Annotated in this window: 12 protein-coding genes; 9 read left to right on the forward strand and 3 right to left on the reverse strand. The window is 62.5% G+C overall.

Annotated features, from left to right (window positions below):
- The first annotated feature begins 104 nt into the window (after nucleotides 1-104).
- Complete coding sequence (locus EFD56_RS15405) at nucleotides 105-911, forward strand: ABC transporter substrate-binding protein (protein WP_126905688.1); 807 nt, start codon at nucleotides 105-107, stop codon at nucleotides 909-911.
- Nucleotides 912-1021: 110 nt separating this feature from the next.
- On the opposite strand, the gene fdhA is transcribed toward EFD56_RS15405, so the two are convergent.
- Nucleotides 1022-2212 (reverse strand): formaldehyde dehydrogenase, glutathione-independent, encoded by a 1191-nt coding sequence (gene fdhA / locus EFD56_RS15410; RefSeq protein ID WP_004674667.1) that lies wholly within the window; start codon nucleotides 2210-2212, stop codon nucleotides 1022-1024.
- A gap of 604 nt (nucleotides 2213-2816) precedes the next feature.
- Here fdhA and EFD56_RS15420 point away from each other — a divergent pair.
- A complete protein-coding gene (locus EFD56_RS15420; protein ID WP_004674668.1) occupies nucleotides 2817-3251 on the forward strand; it encodes a hypothetical protein in 435 nt (144 codons plus the stop codon).
- Nucleotides 3252-3365: 114 nt separating this feature from the next.
- On the opposite strand, the gene EFD56_RS15425 is transcribed toward EFD56_RS15420, so the two are convergent.
- The gene (locus EFD56_RS15425) at nucleotides 3366-4271 is read right to left on the reverse strand and encodes a DMT family transporter (protein ID WP_126905689.1); all 906 of its coding nucleotides are present in this window, start codon (nucleotides 4269-4271) and stop codon (nucleotides 3366-3368) included.
- 111 nt (nucleotides 4272-4382) lie between these two features.
- Here EFD56_RS15425 and EFD56_RS15430 point away from each other — a divergent pair, with 111 nt between their 5' ends.
- Nucleotides 4383-5255, forward strand: a complete 873-nt coding sequence (locus EFD56_RS15430; protein WP_126905690.1) for a LysR substrate-binding domain-containing protein — start codon at nucleotides 4383-4385, stop codon at nucleotides 5253-5255.
- On the opposite strand, the gene EFD56_RS15435 is transcribed toward EFD56_RS15430, so the two are convergent.
- On the reverse strand, nucleotides 5233-6222 hold the full coding sequence (locus EFD56_RS15435) for a GlxA family transcriptional regulator (protein WP_126905691.1): 990 nt from the start codon (nucleotides 6220-6222) through the stop codon (nucleotides 5233-5235). The two genes, EFD56_RS15430 and EFD56_RS15435, sit on opposite strands and share 23 nt — an antisense overlap.
- A 106-nt stretch (nucleotides 6223-6328) precedes the next feature.
- Here EFD56_RS15435 and bcoG point away from each other — a divergent pair, with 106 nt between their 5' ends.
- The 6 genes from bcoG to EFD56_RS15465 all read left to right on the forward strand — a co-directional run bounded on the left by bcoG (nucleotide 6329) and on the right by EFD56_RS15465 (nucleotide 14455).
- Nucleotides 6329-7231, forward strand: coding sequence for a 3-dehydrocarnitine:acetyl-CoA trimethylamine transferase BcoG (gene bcoG / locus EFD56_RS15440; RefSeq protein ID WP_126905692.1), 903 nt, complete (start codon nucleotides 6329-6331; stop codon nucleotides 7229-7231).
- Between the two features lie 7 nt (nucleotides 7232-7238).
- A complete protein-coding gene (locus tag EFD56_RS15445) occupies nucleotides 7239-8729 on the forward strand; it encodes a carnitine 3-dehydrogenase (protein ID WP_126905693.1) in 1491 nt (496 codons plus the stop codon).
- 11 nt (nucleotides 8730-8740) lie between these two features.
- Nucleotides 8741-9901: an acyl-CoA dehydrogenase family protein gene (locus EFD56_RS15450; protein WP_004674674.1), complete on the forward strand. Its 1161-nt coding sequence runs from the start codon at nucleotides 8741-8743 to the stop codon at nucleotides 9899-9901.
- Between the two features lie 4 nt (nucleotides 9902-9905).
- A complete protein-coding gene (locus EFD56_RS15455) occupies nucleotides 9906-11960 on the forward strand; it encodes an acetate--CoA ligase family protein (protein WP_004674675.1) in 2055 nt (684 codons plus the stop codon).
- Nucleotides 11961-11967: 7 nt separating this feature from the next.
- Nucleotides 11968-12750 carry a carnitinyl-CoA dehydratase gene (locus EFD56_RS15460; RefSeq protein WP_004674676.1) on the forward strand — a complete coding sequence of 261 codons (783 nt, stop codon included), beginning with the start codon at nucleotides 11968-11970 and terminating at the stop codon, nucleotides 12748-12750.
- Between the two features lie 115 nt (nucleotides 12751-12865).
- Nucleotides 12866-14455, forward strand: a complete 1590-nt coding sequence (locus EFD56_RS15465) for an ABC transporter substrate-binding protein (protein ID WP_004674677.1) — start codon at nucleotides 12866-12868, stop codon at nucleotides 14453-14455.
- Nucleotides 14456-14467: the final 12 nt, after the last annotated feature.

Genomic DNA, 14467 nt, shown 5'->3' on the forward strand with positions numbered 1-14467 from the left:
CGATACGGGCGCATTCGCCAAGGCTAACAAATAAGCGTTCACGTAGAATTAAAGGCTGCGGCGCACTATAGGGCGAGATCGATCACGCCCAGGGGGTTCCGGCGATGTTGCGAATATCCATTCAGACTTTATTGCGCGGAGCGCTGATGGCGGGCGGGATGGGTGTGGTTTTGGCCGTGGTCTCGCCGCTGCCGGCGGCCGCGCAAGAGCGAATGCCGATGAGAGTTGCCGTCGAAGGAGCGTTTCCACCCTTCAACTATCTCGATGCGAACAACAAACTTCAGGGTTTCGACATCGATATTGCCAATGTCCTCTGCGAGACCGGCAAGTTCGAATGCCAATTCATCATCGAGAAGTGGGACGACATGATCCCCGATCTCGTTGCCGGAAAATACGACGCGATCATCTCATCGATGTCGATGAGCCTGGAGCGGCGCCAGAAGGTCGCTTTCACCGAGAAATACTACAACAGTCCGTCCGTATTCATCGCGCGGAAGGATTCGCCGATCACTGACGTCAGCCCCGCCGCCCTCAATGGCAAAAAACTCGGGGTGACATCGTCGACGGCGCAGGAATCTTACGCCAACCATTTCTATCCCGACATAAAGAAGACGGTATTCCGGTCGTCACCGGAATTGTACAAAGGCCTGTCGGACGGGCGCGTCGACATTATCCTGGAGGATAAGCTCGCCATCTACGACTGGATCGCCAATACGAAGGCGGGAACCTGCTGCGCGTTCAAGGGGCCGGATCTGGTCGACGTCACTTATTTTGGCGAAGGCGCCGGGATTGCGGTGCGTCTCGACGACAAGGAGCGTCTTGCACGTCTGAACGAGGCTTTGAAGACGATCAAGGAAGACGGAACTTATGACATGATCAATGCCAAATATTTCCCGTTCAGCATCCAGTAGCAGACAACAGAATTTTCGTGTGACTGCTGCGAGATGGCCGGGTTTTCCCGGCCATCTCCGTTTTAAGTTCAAGCGCGCTGCCGCGCACTTGAGCGCGACATGCCTTATCGTCAGGCGGCTTTCGCGACCTCTCCATGCGGGTCGAGAACGAACTTCGTCGCCGCGCCATGGTCGAAGCTCTCATATCCCTGGACGGCTTCGTCGAGCGGGATGACCTTGGCGTTGACGATGTCGGCGATCGGCAAGCGGTCATGGAGGATCGCTTGCATGAGTTGGCGATTGTATTTGAGCACCGGCGTCTGGCCGGTGTGGAAGGACTGCGCCTTGGCCCAGCCGAGGCCGAAGCGAAGCGAAAGATTGCCGTGTTTGGCGGCGTTGTCGACGGCACCGGGATCCTCGGTGACGTAGAGGCCGGGAATGCCGATCGAACCGGCGGCGCGGGTGATCTCCATCATCTGGTTGAGCACGATCGCCGGCTGTTCGCCGCCCGAATGGCCGCGGGCCTCGAAGCCGACGGCGTCGATGGCGCTGTCCACCTCGTTGCTGCCGACGACCTCAGCGATCATGTCGCCGAGACGGTCGCTCTTGGAGAGGTCGATCGGTTCGAAACCGACCTTGGCCGCATGCGCCAGGCGATCCTTGTTGAAATCACCAATCATGACGACGGCAGCGCCGAGGATGCGAGCCGAAGCCGCGGCCGCAAGGCCGACAGGGCCGGCGCCGGCAATGTAGACAGTCGAGCCAACGCCGACGCCGGCGCGCACCGCGCCATGGAAGCCTGTCGGCAGAATGTCGGAAAGCATGGTGAGATCGCGGATCTTCGCCATCGCCTTGTCCCGATCCGGGATTTTCAGCAGGTTGAAATCAGCGTAAGGGATGGTGACATAGCGTGCCTGTCCGCCGATCCAGCCGCCCATGTCGACATAGCCATAAGCGCCGCCGGCGCGGGCCGGATTGACCGTCAGGCAGACACCGGTGTCCTGGGATTTGCAGCAGCGGCAACGGCCGCAGGCGACATTGAACGGCACCGAGACGATATCGCCGATGTCGAGCATCTCGACGTCGATCCCTTTCTCGATGATCTCGCCGGTGATTTCGTGACCGAGGACCAGGCCCGGCATCGCCGTCGTGCGACCGCGCACCATGTGCTGGTCGGAGCCGCAGATGTTGGTCGAGATTACTTTCAGGATGACGCCGTGTTCGATGCGGCGGCCGTCGGGCGCTTCCAGCTTCGGGTCGTCGATGTCGCGAACTTCGACCTTGCCCGGCCTCAGGTAAACGACGCCTCTATTCTTGCTCATGGATTCCTCCCATTTGTTGGATGCCTCGATCTGCAGCCGATGCAGCCGATGGCAATACTTTCCTCCGGGCCTGCCTCCTCTGCAGTCCGGTATTCACACGCCGCATCGGGCGATGTTCGAATTTCGCAGATAGGCGGGGACAGACTGGATCGAGGAGAGAGTGAGTACGATAGGGTTGGCCTGTCGTGCCGCTCGTCATCGCCCGCCGCAATCCGTAGATCTGCTGCGAAAGAGCTGGTTTAGGGCTACAGAACCTCCTTTCGATCCGTCAGGATATCTTTCCGGATCGCCATCCGGTGATCCCAGAGGATACCACCGCGGGGCAGCGCGCCGGCGGCCTGCCTGCCATGCTTCATGTCGCTAGCTTGCAAGGCAGCGCCGTGAACATGACAAGAAAACCATGCCTGACGAAAAACAGAGCTTGGAAAAACGACACGGGTGCCCCTCAAGACGACAATCGGCAAAGTCGTCCGGCCTCCGGTGATGAGATCCGTTCGGCCAGAGGCAGATGCCGTCCTCAATCGTGATTGGACATCGGCTGCGACCTGAGCCACGCTATTCCTCGGGAGCGGACCGTCTATTTTTCCGAAGATAGGAGGCCGGAATGGAACAGTACGCACTGGAGCAGCTGAAAACAGTTGCCAAGATCAGCACGAGCCTTAAGCGCCTTGAACTGACACGGCGCGAACGCATTGAACGGTGGGCGGAAAGTCTCGAACGCAGCCCCAAACCGTTTCTTAAGACGCTTCACGAAACCGAATATCAGCCGATCGCAGAGCGGGTTGCCCTGCGGGATGACGACACCCCGATCTCTGTCGCATTCGCTGATCCCATTCTGCGGGCGGCCGGAATGGAAAATGATAGCTATGGAGAGGCCAAACGGTTCTTCGAACTCAGCGACGAACAGTTGCACGAGCTTGTCTGCTTCTGTCATTTTGGCGAAAGCGTCAGCGCTGCAGCAGTCGCTCGCCGCGTGCGAAGGATGGCAGATCCGAGACCAAGCGGCTTTTTCGCTCAGCTTCGTGCGTTCTTTAGCTGATTGGGGCTAAAGAGCTCGCCACGGTGGCCGCGCCAGCGGCGTGACGGTCTGCGGCCTTGTCCGGCCTGCAGGGATTTGTGCTGATGCCTGGCAGGGGTTCGGCGACCGTCCGGCTTAGCGGTCGTGCGACCAGCGGCTTCGTCTAGCATCGATTGCCGTATGCCAGAACACGGCGCCGAGGATGATGGCGCCGCCGAAATAGGTGGCGATGGGCGGCTCTTCGGAAAATAGCAGCCACACCCAGAAGGGCGTCAGCACGATTTCCATCGTGCCGATCAGCGCGGCTTCCGCTGGCGGCATCCGTTTTGCGCCGGCGAGGAAAAGCACCAGCGCCAGCGAGAAATTGGTCGCACCGAAGGCGGCAAGGACGATCCAGTTGTGCAGGTCGACCGAGCCGACCGAGCCGAAAGGTGCGAAGATGACCAGAGTCAGGAAGGCGCTGACCACGGTCGGCGGCAGACTCGGCACACCGGGATTGATTCGCGGAATGATGATGACGAGCGCGAAGGACGCGGTCATGCCGAGCGCCAGCAGATCGCCCCAGCCGGTGCCGCCACCGATCGACGAGGCGACGATGACGCCGACGCCGAAGAGGGACACGGCGCCGGCAATCATCGTCCGCCTGGCAACCCTCTCCTTGAGGATGAGCCAGCCGAACAGAGCCGCGATGAAGGGCGTGGTCGCATAGATCATCGTCACATTGGCGACGGTGGTCATGTAGAGCGCGCCGATGAAACATCCCTGACTGAAGGTCTGGCATGCGATCATCGCAAGACCTGTGGGATGGAGGACGGAACGCCATTGTCGCCGCGAGATGCCCCCTTCGAGGAAAAGGCAGGGGATCAGCAGGAACAGGCCTCCGAACAGCGACCGCCAGGCGATTGCCGTCCATACGTCGATGGTGAGGAGTCGCGAGTAAACGCCGCTCGCACTCCAGGCAAGTGTCGCGGCAACGATGAGAAGCACACCCTTCTCATGCTCGCTGCCTGCGAGTTGCCTAGCCGGATTTTCAATGGTCACGCAGAGATTCTCAAAGAAGGAAGTCGAACGCCGCCCATTTCTGCGCCAGGAATTGACATTAGACAAACGAATAGTAGTGATAGCTATTATCGATTTTTTCTATGGCTGCCGATGCAAGAACCGATCGAGAGCGATCTTCTCAGAACCTTCCTTGTGGTCGCCGAGACGTCGAACTTTTCGGCGGCCGCCCAGCGCATTGGGCGGACGCAATCTGCCGTCAGCACCCAGATCAAGCGGCTTGAGGCGGCAATCGGCGAAGACCTTTTCGAGCGCGGCGCCCGCGGTGTGCTGCTGACGCGCCAGGGCATTCAGCTGGTGCCCTATGCCCGCAGGGTCATCGATCTTCTGAACGAGGCGGCCGCGACAATCCGCAGCAAGCCCCTTGACGGCCCGGTGCGCATCGGAATTCCCGAGGAATACAGCCAGACGGTACTGCCGGCAGCCCTTGCGGCTTTCGCGGTTCGCCATCCGGCGGTCGAAGTGACCGTCTCCTGCGACTACACGGTCCGCAACCTCGCCGCCCTGGAGCGGGACGAACTCGATCTGGCCGTCGTTTTCGACTGGAGCGATCAGAACAAGGGCGAAGTTCTCTGCGTCGATCCGACCGTCTGGGTCACGTCGATGGTGCATCGGCTGCACGACATCGATCCCCTGCCGGTTGCGACCTATCGCAACTCCACCTGGTCGCGCGATTTTGCGCTCCGGTCGCTGGAGCAGATCGGCCGCAGCTACCGGATCGCCTTCATCGCCGATACCGGTTCAGGGCTGAAGAATGCCGTGACCGCGGGCCTTGCCGTCACTACGCTTTCCCGCAGCAGCATTCCGCCCGGCTGCCGCGAACTGACGGCCGAAGACGGCTTTCCGCCGGTTGACTCCTCCAAGGTCGTTCTACGCCGCAATAGTTTCCGCTCCAGCGAGGCGGTGCGGGAACTCGCCGAGATGCTGCGGGACGCATTCCAACCTATGTCGGCGCCGATGGTATGATACGGCGGCGCAAGCGGCGCCGTGTCTCCGACGGGCTCTCGGAAAAACTCGCCCGGTAGCTTCTTGCAAAGGCCGAGGCCGAATTGAAGCCGGTCGCCGCCGCGATGTCGGCGAAGGAGGCCGTCGTCTCGATCACCTTGCGGCGCGCGGTGTTCAGGCGCAGCGCGAGATAATGCACATGCGGCGGCGCGCCGATGCTCTGCTGGAAGAGATCCTGCAGATGCCGGGCGCTGACACCGACCCTGCGGGCGAGCCGGGCCAACACCAGAGGCTGCTCGATATGCTCCTCCATCAGATGCACCGCCTGCATCACGCGCGGATCGTGCGCGCGCAGTCCCGCCGAAGCGGCGGAAAGCATTTCGTCGGCATGGAAGGAAGGCTGCTCATAGCGGAACAGCCGGCTGACTTCGAGCGCCAGCGAATAACCCTGCCGCTGCCGGATCACCTCCAGCATCAGGTCCACAGTCGGAAGCGAACCTGATGTCGTCAGCCGTTTGCCGTCGATGACGAAACGATCCTTGACCGCCCCGACCTCGGGATAGGCGAGCGCGAAATCCTCGTAATCCTCCCAATGGACCGTCGCCCGCAGCCCGTCGAGCAGGCTTGCTTCGGCGAGCAGCCACGTGCCGGACTCGATGCCGGCAACGATCCTGCGGTAGCGGGCGGCCTGGGAAAGCTGCATCTTGAGTGCCGGCGTCGCGCTGCGGTGCCAGTTGTAACTCGCCAGCACAAAGAGCGGCCTGTCGTCGGTCGTCGCCTGGAAGGTGCCTTCGGCCGGGATGGCGATATGGCTGGTGGTCGGGACCGGCGCGCCGTCCGGCGTCAGCAGCCGCCAGCGATAAAGCTCACTGCCGGCGATGCGGTTGGCGCCGCGCAGCGGCTCGATGACCGATGCGATCAGGATCAGGTTCGTATCCGGCAGGACGAGAAGGTCGATATCGAGCCGTTCCGTCGATCGCTGCAGCATGACCGCCTCCCAACGTTTCCGATAATGTATCGATAGCTTCCGAAAATGCAAAGCATTGCTGCCGATCCTGTCGCGTAATGCCTGACATGACGGGGAGAACAAAAACATGCCTCTAGCAATGAACCGCGATGTCTTCATCACCTGCGCCGTCACCGGTGCCGGCGATACGGTCTCCAAATCCAGCCACGTTCCCATCACTCCCAAGCAGATCGCGGATTCCGCGATCGACGCCGCCAAGGCTGGGGCGGCCGTTGTTCACTGCCATGTCCGCGATCCGGAAACGGGGGCCGCAAGCCGCCGCAACGATCTCTACAGGGAGGTCACCGACCGCATCCGCTCGGCTGACATCGATGTCGTCCTCAATCTCACGGCCGGCATGGGCGGGGATCTGATCTTTGGCGATGTCGAAAGCCCCCTGCCCCTCAATCCGAAGGGCACTGATATGGCGGGCGCCAGCGAGCGCGTCAGCCATGTCGCCGAATGCCTGCCGGAGATCTGCACGCTCGACTGCGGCACGATGAACTTCAATCTCGGCGACTATGTCATGACCAATACGCCGGCCATGCTGCGGGCGATGGCCAAGAAGATGACGGATCTCGGCGTACGCCCTGAGATCGAGGCTTTCGATACCGGCCATCTCTGGTTTGCCAAGCAGCTCGCCGAGGAAGGCCTGATCGAGGACCCGGTGCTGATCCAGCTCTGCATGGGCATTCCCTGGGGCGCGCCCGACGATCTCAACACGTTCATGGCGATGGTCAACAACGTGCCTCAGAGTTGGACCTTCTCGGCCTTTTCGATCGGCCGCAACGCCATGGCCTATCCGGCAGCGGCGGTTCTGGCCGGCGGCAACGTGCGCGTCGGCCTGGAAGACAACCTCTTCGTCGGCAAGGGCCAGCTCGCCACCAATGCGCAGCTCGTCGAAAAGGCCGTGCAGGTGGTCGAGGGCATGGGGGCGCGGATCATCGGACCGGAAGATGTCCGCAAGAAGCTGAAGCTGACGAAGCGCTGAGGATATCATGACCAAGATCAGCAAGGCGGCCTGTATCGGCGGCGGCGTCATCGGCGGCGGATGGATCGCCCGTTTCCTGCTGGCCGGCATCGACGTCGACGTCTTCGATCCGCATCCGGAGGCAAGCCGCATCGTCGGCGAGGTCATCGCCAATGCGGAAAAAGCCTATGCAATGCTGACCGGCGCGCCCTTGCCGCCGCGCGGCAAGCTGACCTTCTGCGAAACGCTCGCGGAAGCCGTTGCCGATGCCGACTGGATTCAGGAAAGCGTACCGGAACGGCTCGACCTCAAGCGCGGCGTCCTGACCGAGATCGATGCAGCCGCGCGCCCGGAGGCGCTGATCGGCTCGTCCACCTCGGGCCTGCTGCCCACCGATCTGCAGCGCGACATGACGCATCCCGAACGCCTCTTCGTCGCCCACCCCTATAATCCCGTCTATCTGCTGCCGCTCGTCGAAATCGTCGGCGGCGAGAAGACCTCGGCGGCGACCATCCAGGCGGCGATCGAAAGACTGGCGCCGATCGGCATGAAGGGCGTCCACATCACCAAGGAGATCGAGGCCTTCGTCGGCGACCGGCTGCTCGAGGCGCTCTGGCGCGAGGCGTTGTGGCTCATCCATGACGACATCTGCACGGTCGAGACCCTCGACGATGTTATCCGCTATTCCTTCGGCTTGCGCTGGGCGCAGATGGGCCTGTTCCAGACCTACCGCATCGCCGGCGGCGAGTCCGGGATGCGCCATTTCCTCGCCCAGTTCGGCCCCTGCCTTGCCTGGCCCTGGACCAAGCTTACCGATGTCGTCGATCTCGACGATGCGCTGATCGAAAAGATCGGCGGGCAGTCCGACGAGCAGGCCGGCGGTCTTTCGATCCGCGAACTCGAGCGTATCCGCGACGAGAATCTCGTCGGTATCCTCCAGGCGCTGAAGGGCGGCGACGGCGGCAAAGGCTGGGGCGCCGGCAAGCTGCTCAAGGAGTTCGAGCAATCGCTCTGGGCGAACGGCGGCGGCGAGACCATGCCCGCCGATCCTTCGAAGCCACTGCGGCTAGTCGAAACCAAAGTGAGCCCGGCCTGGGTCGACTATAACGGCCACATGACGGAACACCGCTATCTGCAGGTCTTCGGCGATACGTCCGATGCGCTGCTGCGCCTCGTCGGCGTCGACCTTGCCTATGTCGAGGCGGGGCACAGCTATTACACGGTGGAAAGCCACATCCGCCATCTCGGCGAGGCGAAGCTCGGGCAGGCGATTCATTCGGCCTGCCAGATCCTGAGCGCCGACGAGAAGCGGCTGCATGTCTTCCACACCCTGCACGACACGGCGACGGCCGAGGTCATCGCAACCGCCGAGCACATGCTGCTGCATGTCGACAGCAAGGCGGGCAAGGCGGTCCCGGCGCCGGCAGCGGTACTGGGCAGGGTGAAGGCAATTGCTGCGGCCCATGCGGAACTGGCGCTGCCCGAGGGCTCCGGCCGTCACGTCGGCCAGAGGCGGTAAGGAGGATCGGGATGGATTTTGGTCTCAGCGAAGAACAGGAAATGATCGTCGAGACGGTTCGCGCCTTTGTCGAAACCGAAATCTATCCGCATGAGAACGAGGTCGAGCGGACCGGGATCGTCCCACCGGAGCTCGGGCGCGAGATCCAGCGCAAATGCATCGATCTCGGCTTCTATGCCTGCAATTTTCCCGAGGAGGTCGGGGGTGCCGGCCTCGACCATGTTACCTTCACACTGGTCGAGCGCGAGCTCGGGCGCGGCTCGCTGGGCCTGACGGTCTTCTTCGGCCGTCCCTCCGGCATCCTGCTGGCCTGCGAGGGCGAGCAGCGCGAACGTTATCTCCTGCCGGCGGTGCGCGGCGAGAAGATCGATGCGCTTGCCATTACCGAGCCGGATGCAGGTTCCGATATGCGCGGCATGAAATGCGCTGCCCGCCGCGACGGCGGCGACTTCGTCCTCAACGGCACGAAACACTTCATCTCGCACGCGGATGTCGCCGATTTCGTCATCGTCTTTGCCGCCACCGGCGAGGAGGAAACGCCGAAAGGCGTCAAGAAGAAGATCACCGCCTTTCTCGTCGATCGCGGCACGCCGGGGTTCGAGATCCTGAAGGGCTATGATTCCGTTTCACACAGGGGCTACCACAACTGCACCCTGAGCTTTACCGACTGCCGGATCCCCGAAGCCCAGGTGCTGGGCGAGGTGCATCGTGGCTTCGATATCGCCAATCAATGGCTCTACGGCACGCGGCTGACCGTCGCCGCCACCTGCGTCGGCCGGGCGCGGCGCGTCTTCGAGATGGCGCTGCCCTATGCCGCCGAACGCAGGCAGTTCGGCAAGCCGATCGGCGCCAATCAGGGCGTGTCATTCAAACTTGCCGATATGATCACCGAAATCGATGCCGCCGAGTGGCTGACGCTTGCAGCCGCCTGGCGGATCGATGTCGGTCTCTCGGCCGACCGGCAGATCGCTTCGGCCAAGCTCTATGCCTCCGAAATGCTGGCCCGTGTGACGGACGAAGCGATCCAGATCTTCGGCGGCATGGGTCTGATGGATGACCTGCCGCTTGCCCGCTTCTGGCGCGATGCGCGCGTCGAGCGCATCTGGGATGGCACCTCGGAAATCCAGCGGCATATCATCAGCCGCGATCTGCTCCGGCCGCTGGGAGCATGAGCCGATGACATCCACCCCGCTCGACCGCCTGCTCAGACCGCAAACGATCGCCGTCTTCGGCGGCCGCGAGGCGCGCCGGGTGATCGAGCAATGCGACCGAATGGGCTTTTCGGGCGAGATCTGGCCAGTCCATCCCAAACTCGATGAAGTGCTCGGGCGGCCCTGCTACCGCTCGCTTACCGATCTGCCCGCCGCACCGGACGCTGCCTTCGTCGGCGTCAACCGAACACTTACCGTCGACATCGTGCGCGGCCTTTCGCGCGCCGGGGCCGGCGGGGCGGTCTGTTATGCATCGGGGTTCAGCGAGGCGACGGCGGAACTTGCCGATGGCGCCGCGCTGCAGCAGGCTCTGGTAGAAGCGGCCGGTGGCATGCCGATCCTCGGGCCGAATTGCTACGGGCTGATCAACGGCCTCGATGGCGCTCTGTTATGGCCCGACCAGCACGGCATGCAGCGGATCGAACGGGGTGTCGCGATCCTCACGCAATCCTCCAATATCGCCATCAATCTGACCATGCAGACCCGCGGCCTGCCGATCGCCTATGTGGTCACGGCAGGCAATCAGGCGCAGACATCGCTTGCCGATGTCGCCTGCGCGCTGATGGACGATCCCCGTGTGACGGCGGTCGGCCTCCACGTCGAAGGGTTTGTCGATCTTGCGGCGCTCGAACGTCTTGCCGCCATTTCTCGGCGTTCACGGAAGCCCGTTGTCGTGCTGAAGGTCGGCAGGTCCGAGCAGGCAAGACATGCGGCGGTGTCGCATACCGCCTCGCTTGCCGGCAGTGATGCGGTAGCGGATGCCGTGCTCGCCCGCCTCGGCATCGGCCGTGTGCAGAGTCTGCCGGCGCTGCTCGAAACCCTGAAGCTCCTGCATGTCGCCGGGCCTCTCCCGAACCGATCGATCTCATCCATGAGCTGTTCGGGCGGCGAGGCTTCGCTGATGGCGGATGCCGCGATCGGCCGCAAGGTGGAATTCCCGGCCCTGCAACCGCAGCAATTGCCGCGTCTGCGGCAGGTGCTGGGCAAGATGGTGGCGCTGTCCAATCCGCTCGACTACCACACCTTCGTCTGGGGCGATGTCACGCGCCAGACGGAAGCCTTCAGCGCCATGTTCGCGGGCGGCTGCGCCCTCAATCTGGTGGTGCTGGACTTCCCTCGCGGCGACCGATGCGATGCATCGGAGTGGACGGCAACGGTAGAGGCGGCCATCGCTTCGGCTGCCGCGACCGGCGCATTGGCCGGCGTTCTCGCGACCCTTCCCGAGAACATGCCGGAGCCTGTTGCCAATCACCTGATGGCAAACGGCATCGTCGCCTTCTCAGGCATCGACGAAGCCGTCACCGCCGCGGAAGTCGCCGCCGGCATCGGTCGGGCCTGGGATCGCCCGCCGCCCGCGCCGCTGCTCGATGTGCGGCCTATGGATGGCGAGATCGAAACGCTGACCGAAGCGGATGCCAAGATCGAACTTTCTGCCTGCGGCCTTCCCGTTCCCCGAGGGCTGCAGGCCTTTTCCTCCCGCGAAGCCGCAGAGCAGGCCGAACGGCTCGGCTTCCCCGTCGTTCTGAAGGGCCTCGGCATAGCGCACAAGACAGAGGCAGGAGCTGTCGTGCTCAATCTTAGGAATGCGCAGGCCGTATCGGATGCGGCAGCGGCCATGGCCTGCGATGCCGGTTATCTCGTCGAGAAGATGATCGATCCTCCGGTCGCGGAGCTCATCGTCGGCGCCTCCCGCGATCCCGTCTTCGGATTGTCGCTGACATTGGGAGCGGGCGGAATTTTCGTGGAATTGCTCGAGGATTCGGTCATCCTGCCGCTTCCGGCGACGAAAGCCGAGATCCACGCAGCGATTTCGCGTCTCAAGATTGCGAAATTGATTCATGGCTATCGCGGCCGGCCGAGAGGCGATCTGGAAGCCGCCGTCGACGCTGTCGCAGCTACGGCAGAATATGTCGTAACGAATGCGGTGCGCCTGGAGGAACTGGACCTTAATCCGTTGATGGTTCTTCCCGAAGGGCGCGGTGTGGCCGCGGTTGATGCTCTCATACGGCGAAGGAGGTAACGCAGGTTTGAGCGACCCTATTCGCACACGACGTGACGGCGGCGTTCTGGAAGTCGTCATCGACCGGCCGAAGGCGAATGCCATCGACCTTGCGACCAGCCGTGTCATGGGATTGATCTTCCGCGATTTCCGCGATGATCCCGAGTTGCGCGTCGCCATCGTCTCAGGCGCCGGCGAAAAATTCTTCTGCGCCGGATGGGACCTCAAGGCGGCTGCGTCAGGCGATGCGGTCGACGGCGATTACGGCGTGGGCGGCTTCGGCGGATTGCAGGAGCTGCGCGACCTCAACAAGCCCGTGATATGTGCCATCAACGGCATCTGTTGCGGCGGCGGGCTGGAGATCGCGCTTTCGGCCGATCTGATCCTCGCTGCCGAGCATGCGACGTTCGCCCTGCCTGAAATCCGCTCGGGCACGGTTGCCGACGCGGCGTCGATCAAGCTGCCGAAACGCATCCCCTACCACATCGCCATGGACATGCTTTTAACAGGACGCTGGCTCGATGTGCACGAGGCGCATCGCTGGGGCTTCGTCAATGAGGTCCTGTCGGCCGACCGGCTGATGGCGAGAGCCTGGGAGCTCGCGCGCCTGCTCGAAAGCGGGCCGCCGCTTGTCTATGCGGCCATCAAGGAAATCGTGCGAGAAGCGGAGGGTTCGACGTTCCAGACTGCCATGAACAAGATCACCAAACGGCAATTTGCAACCGTCGACCGCCTCTATTCGAGCGAAGACCAATTGGAAGGCGCCCGCGCCTTCGCCGAGAAGCGCACCCCCATTTGGAAAGGAGAATAGTCAGGCGGCAGCAACCGCTATGTTTCCCGCATGATGCGGGCACCGGAGGTGGAGAGGAAACCGCCTGCGACCTGCCCGGAAGTTCTGTCAACGCACACAAAGAAGGAACTGGGGAATGAACGACTATACGAAATACCTCGCAAGCCGCGTCACCGCCGGCGGGCTCAGCCGCCGCGAATTCATGGGACGCGCCATGGCGGCGGGCATCACACTCGCCGTTGCCGACAAGCTCTTCACCGAAAGCGCCGAAGCCGCCGAACCGAAGCACGGTGGCCACCTGAAGCTCGGCCTTGAAGGTGGTGCCGCCACCGATTCCAAGGACCCGGCGAAATTCCTGTCGCAGTTCATGTTCTGCGTCGGCCGCTGCTGGGGCGACATGCTGGTTGAGTCAGACCCACTGACCGGTGCGGCCGTGCCGGCGCTCGCCGAATCCTGGGAGCCGTCGAAGGACGCCGTTACCTGGAGCTTCAAGATCCGCAAGGGCGTCAAATTCCACGATGGCAAGGAACTGACGATCGATGACGTCGTCGCGACGCTGAAGCGTCACACCGATAAAAAGTCGGAATCCGGCGCGCTCGGCGTTCTCGGCTCGATAAAGGAGATCAAGGCTGACGGCGGCAACCTCGTGCTGACGCTCAGCGAAGGCAACGCCGACATGCCGTTGCTGCTCTCCGACTATCATCTGGTGATCCAGCCGAATGGCGGCGTCGACGATCCCCTCGCCTCGATCGGCACCGGCCCCTATAAGCTGTCGAGCTTCGAGCCTGGTGTACGCGCTACCTTCGAGAAGAACAAGGATGACTGGCGCAGCGACCGAGGTTACGTCGATTCGATCGAGATCATCGGCATGAACGACGCAACCGCCCGCATCGCCGCACTGTCGTCCGGCCAAGTGCACTATATCAACCGCGTCGATCCGAAGACCGTCAACCTCCTGAAACGCGCGCCCAATGTCGAGATCCTCTCGACCGCCGGCCGTGGCCATTACGTCTTCATCATGCATTGCGACAAGGCGCCGTTCGACAACAACGACCTGCGCCTGGCATTGAAATACGCCATGGACCGCGAAACCATGGTGCAGAAGATCCTCGGCGGTTACGGCAAGGTCGGCAACGACTTCCCGATCAACGCCACCTATGCGCTGTTTCCTGAAGGAATCGAGCAGCGCACTTACGACCCCGACAAGGCTGCCTTCCACTACAAAAAATCGGGACATAGCGGCTCGGTCCTCCTGCGCACCTCCGAAGTCGCCTTCCCCGGCGCCGTCGACGCGGCTGTCCTCTATCAGGAAAGCTGCAAAAAGGCCGGGATCGAGATCGAGGTCAAGCGCGAGCCGGGCGACGGCTACTGGACCAACGTCTGGAACGTCCAGCCCTTCTCGACCTCATACTGGGGCGGCCGGCCGACGCAAGATCAGATGTATTCCACCGCCTATCTCTCGACGGCGGACTGGAACGACACCAAGTTCAAGCGTCCTGACTTCGACAAGCTGTTGTTGCAGGCCCGTTCCGAGCTTGATGAAGCCAAGCGCAAGGACATGTATCGTACCATGGCGATGATGGTGCGCGATGAAGGCGGCGTGATCCTGCCGATGTTCAACGACTTCGTGAACGCCTCTACCAAGCAGGTGAAGGGGTATGTCCACGACATCGGCAACGACATGTCGAACGGCTACGTCGCCACCCGCGTCTGGCTGGACGCCTGATGGCAAGGGGTG

The sequence above is a fragment of the Rhizobium phaseoli genome, from assembly GCF_003985125.1.
GTDB classification, from domain to species: domain Bacteria; phylum Pseudomonadota; class Alphaproteobacteria; order Rhizobiales; family Rhizobiaceae; genus Rhizobium; species Rhizobium phaseoli.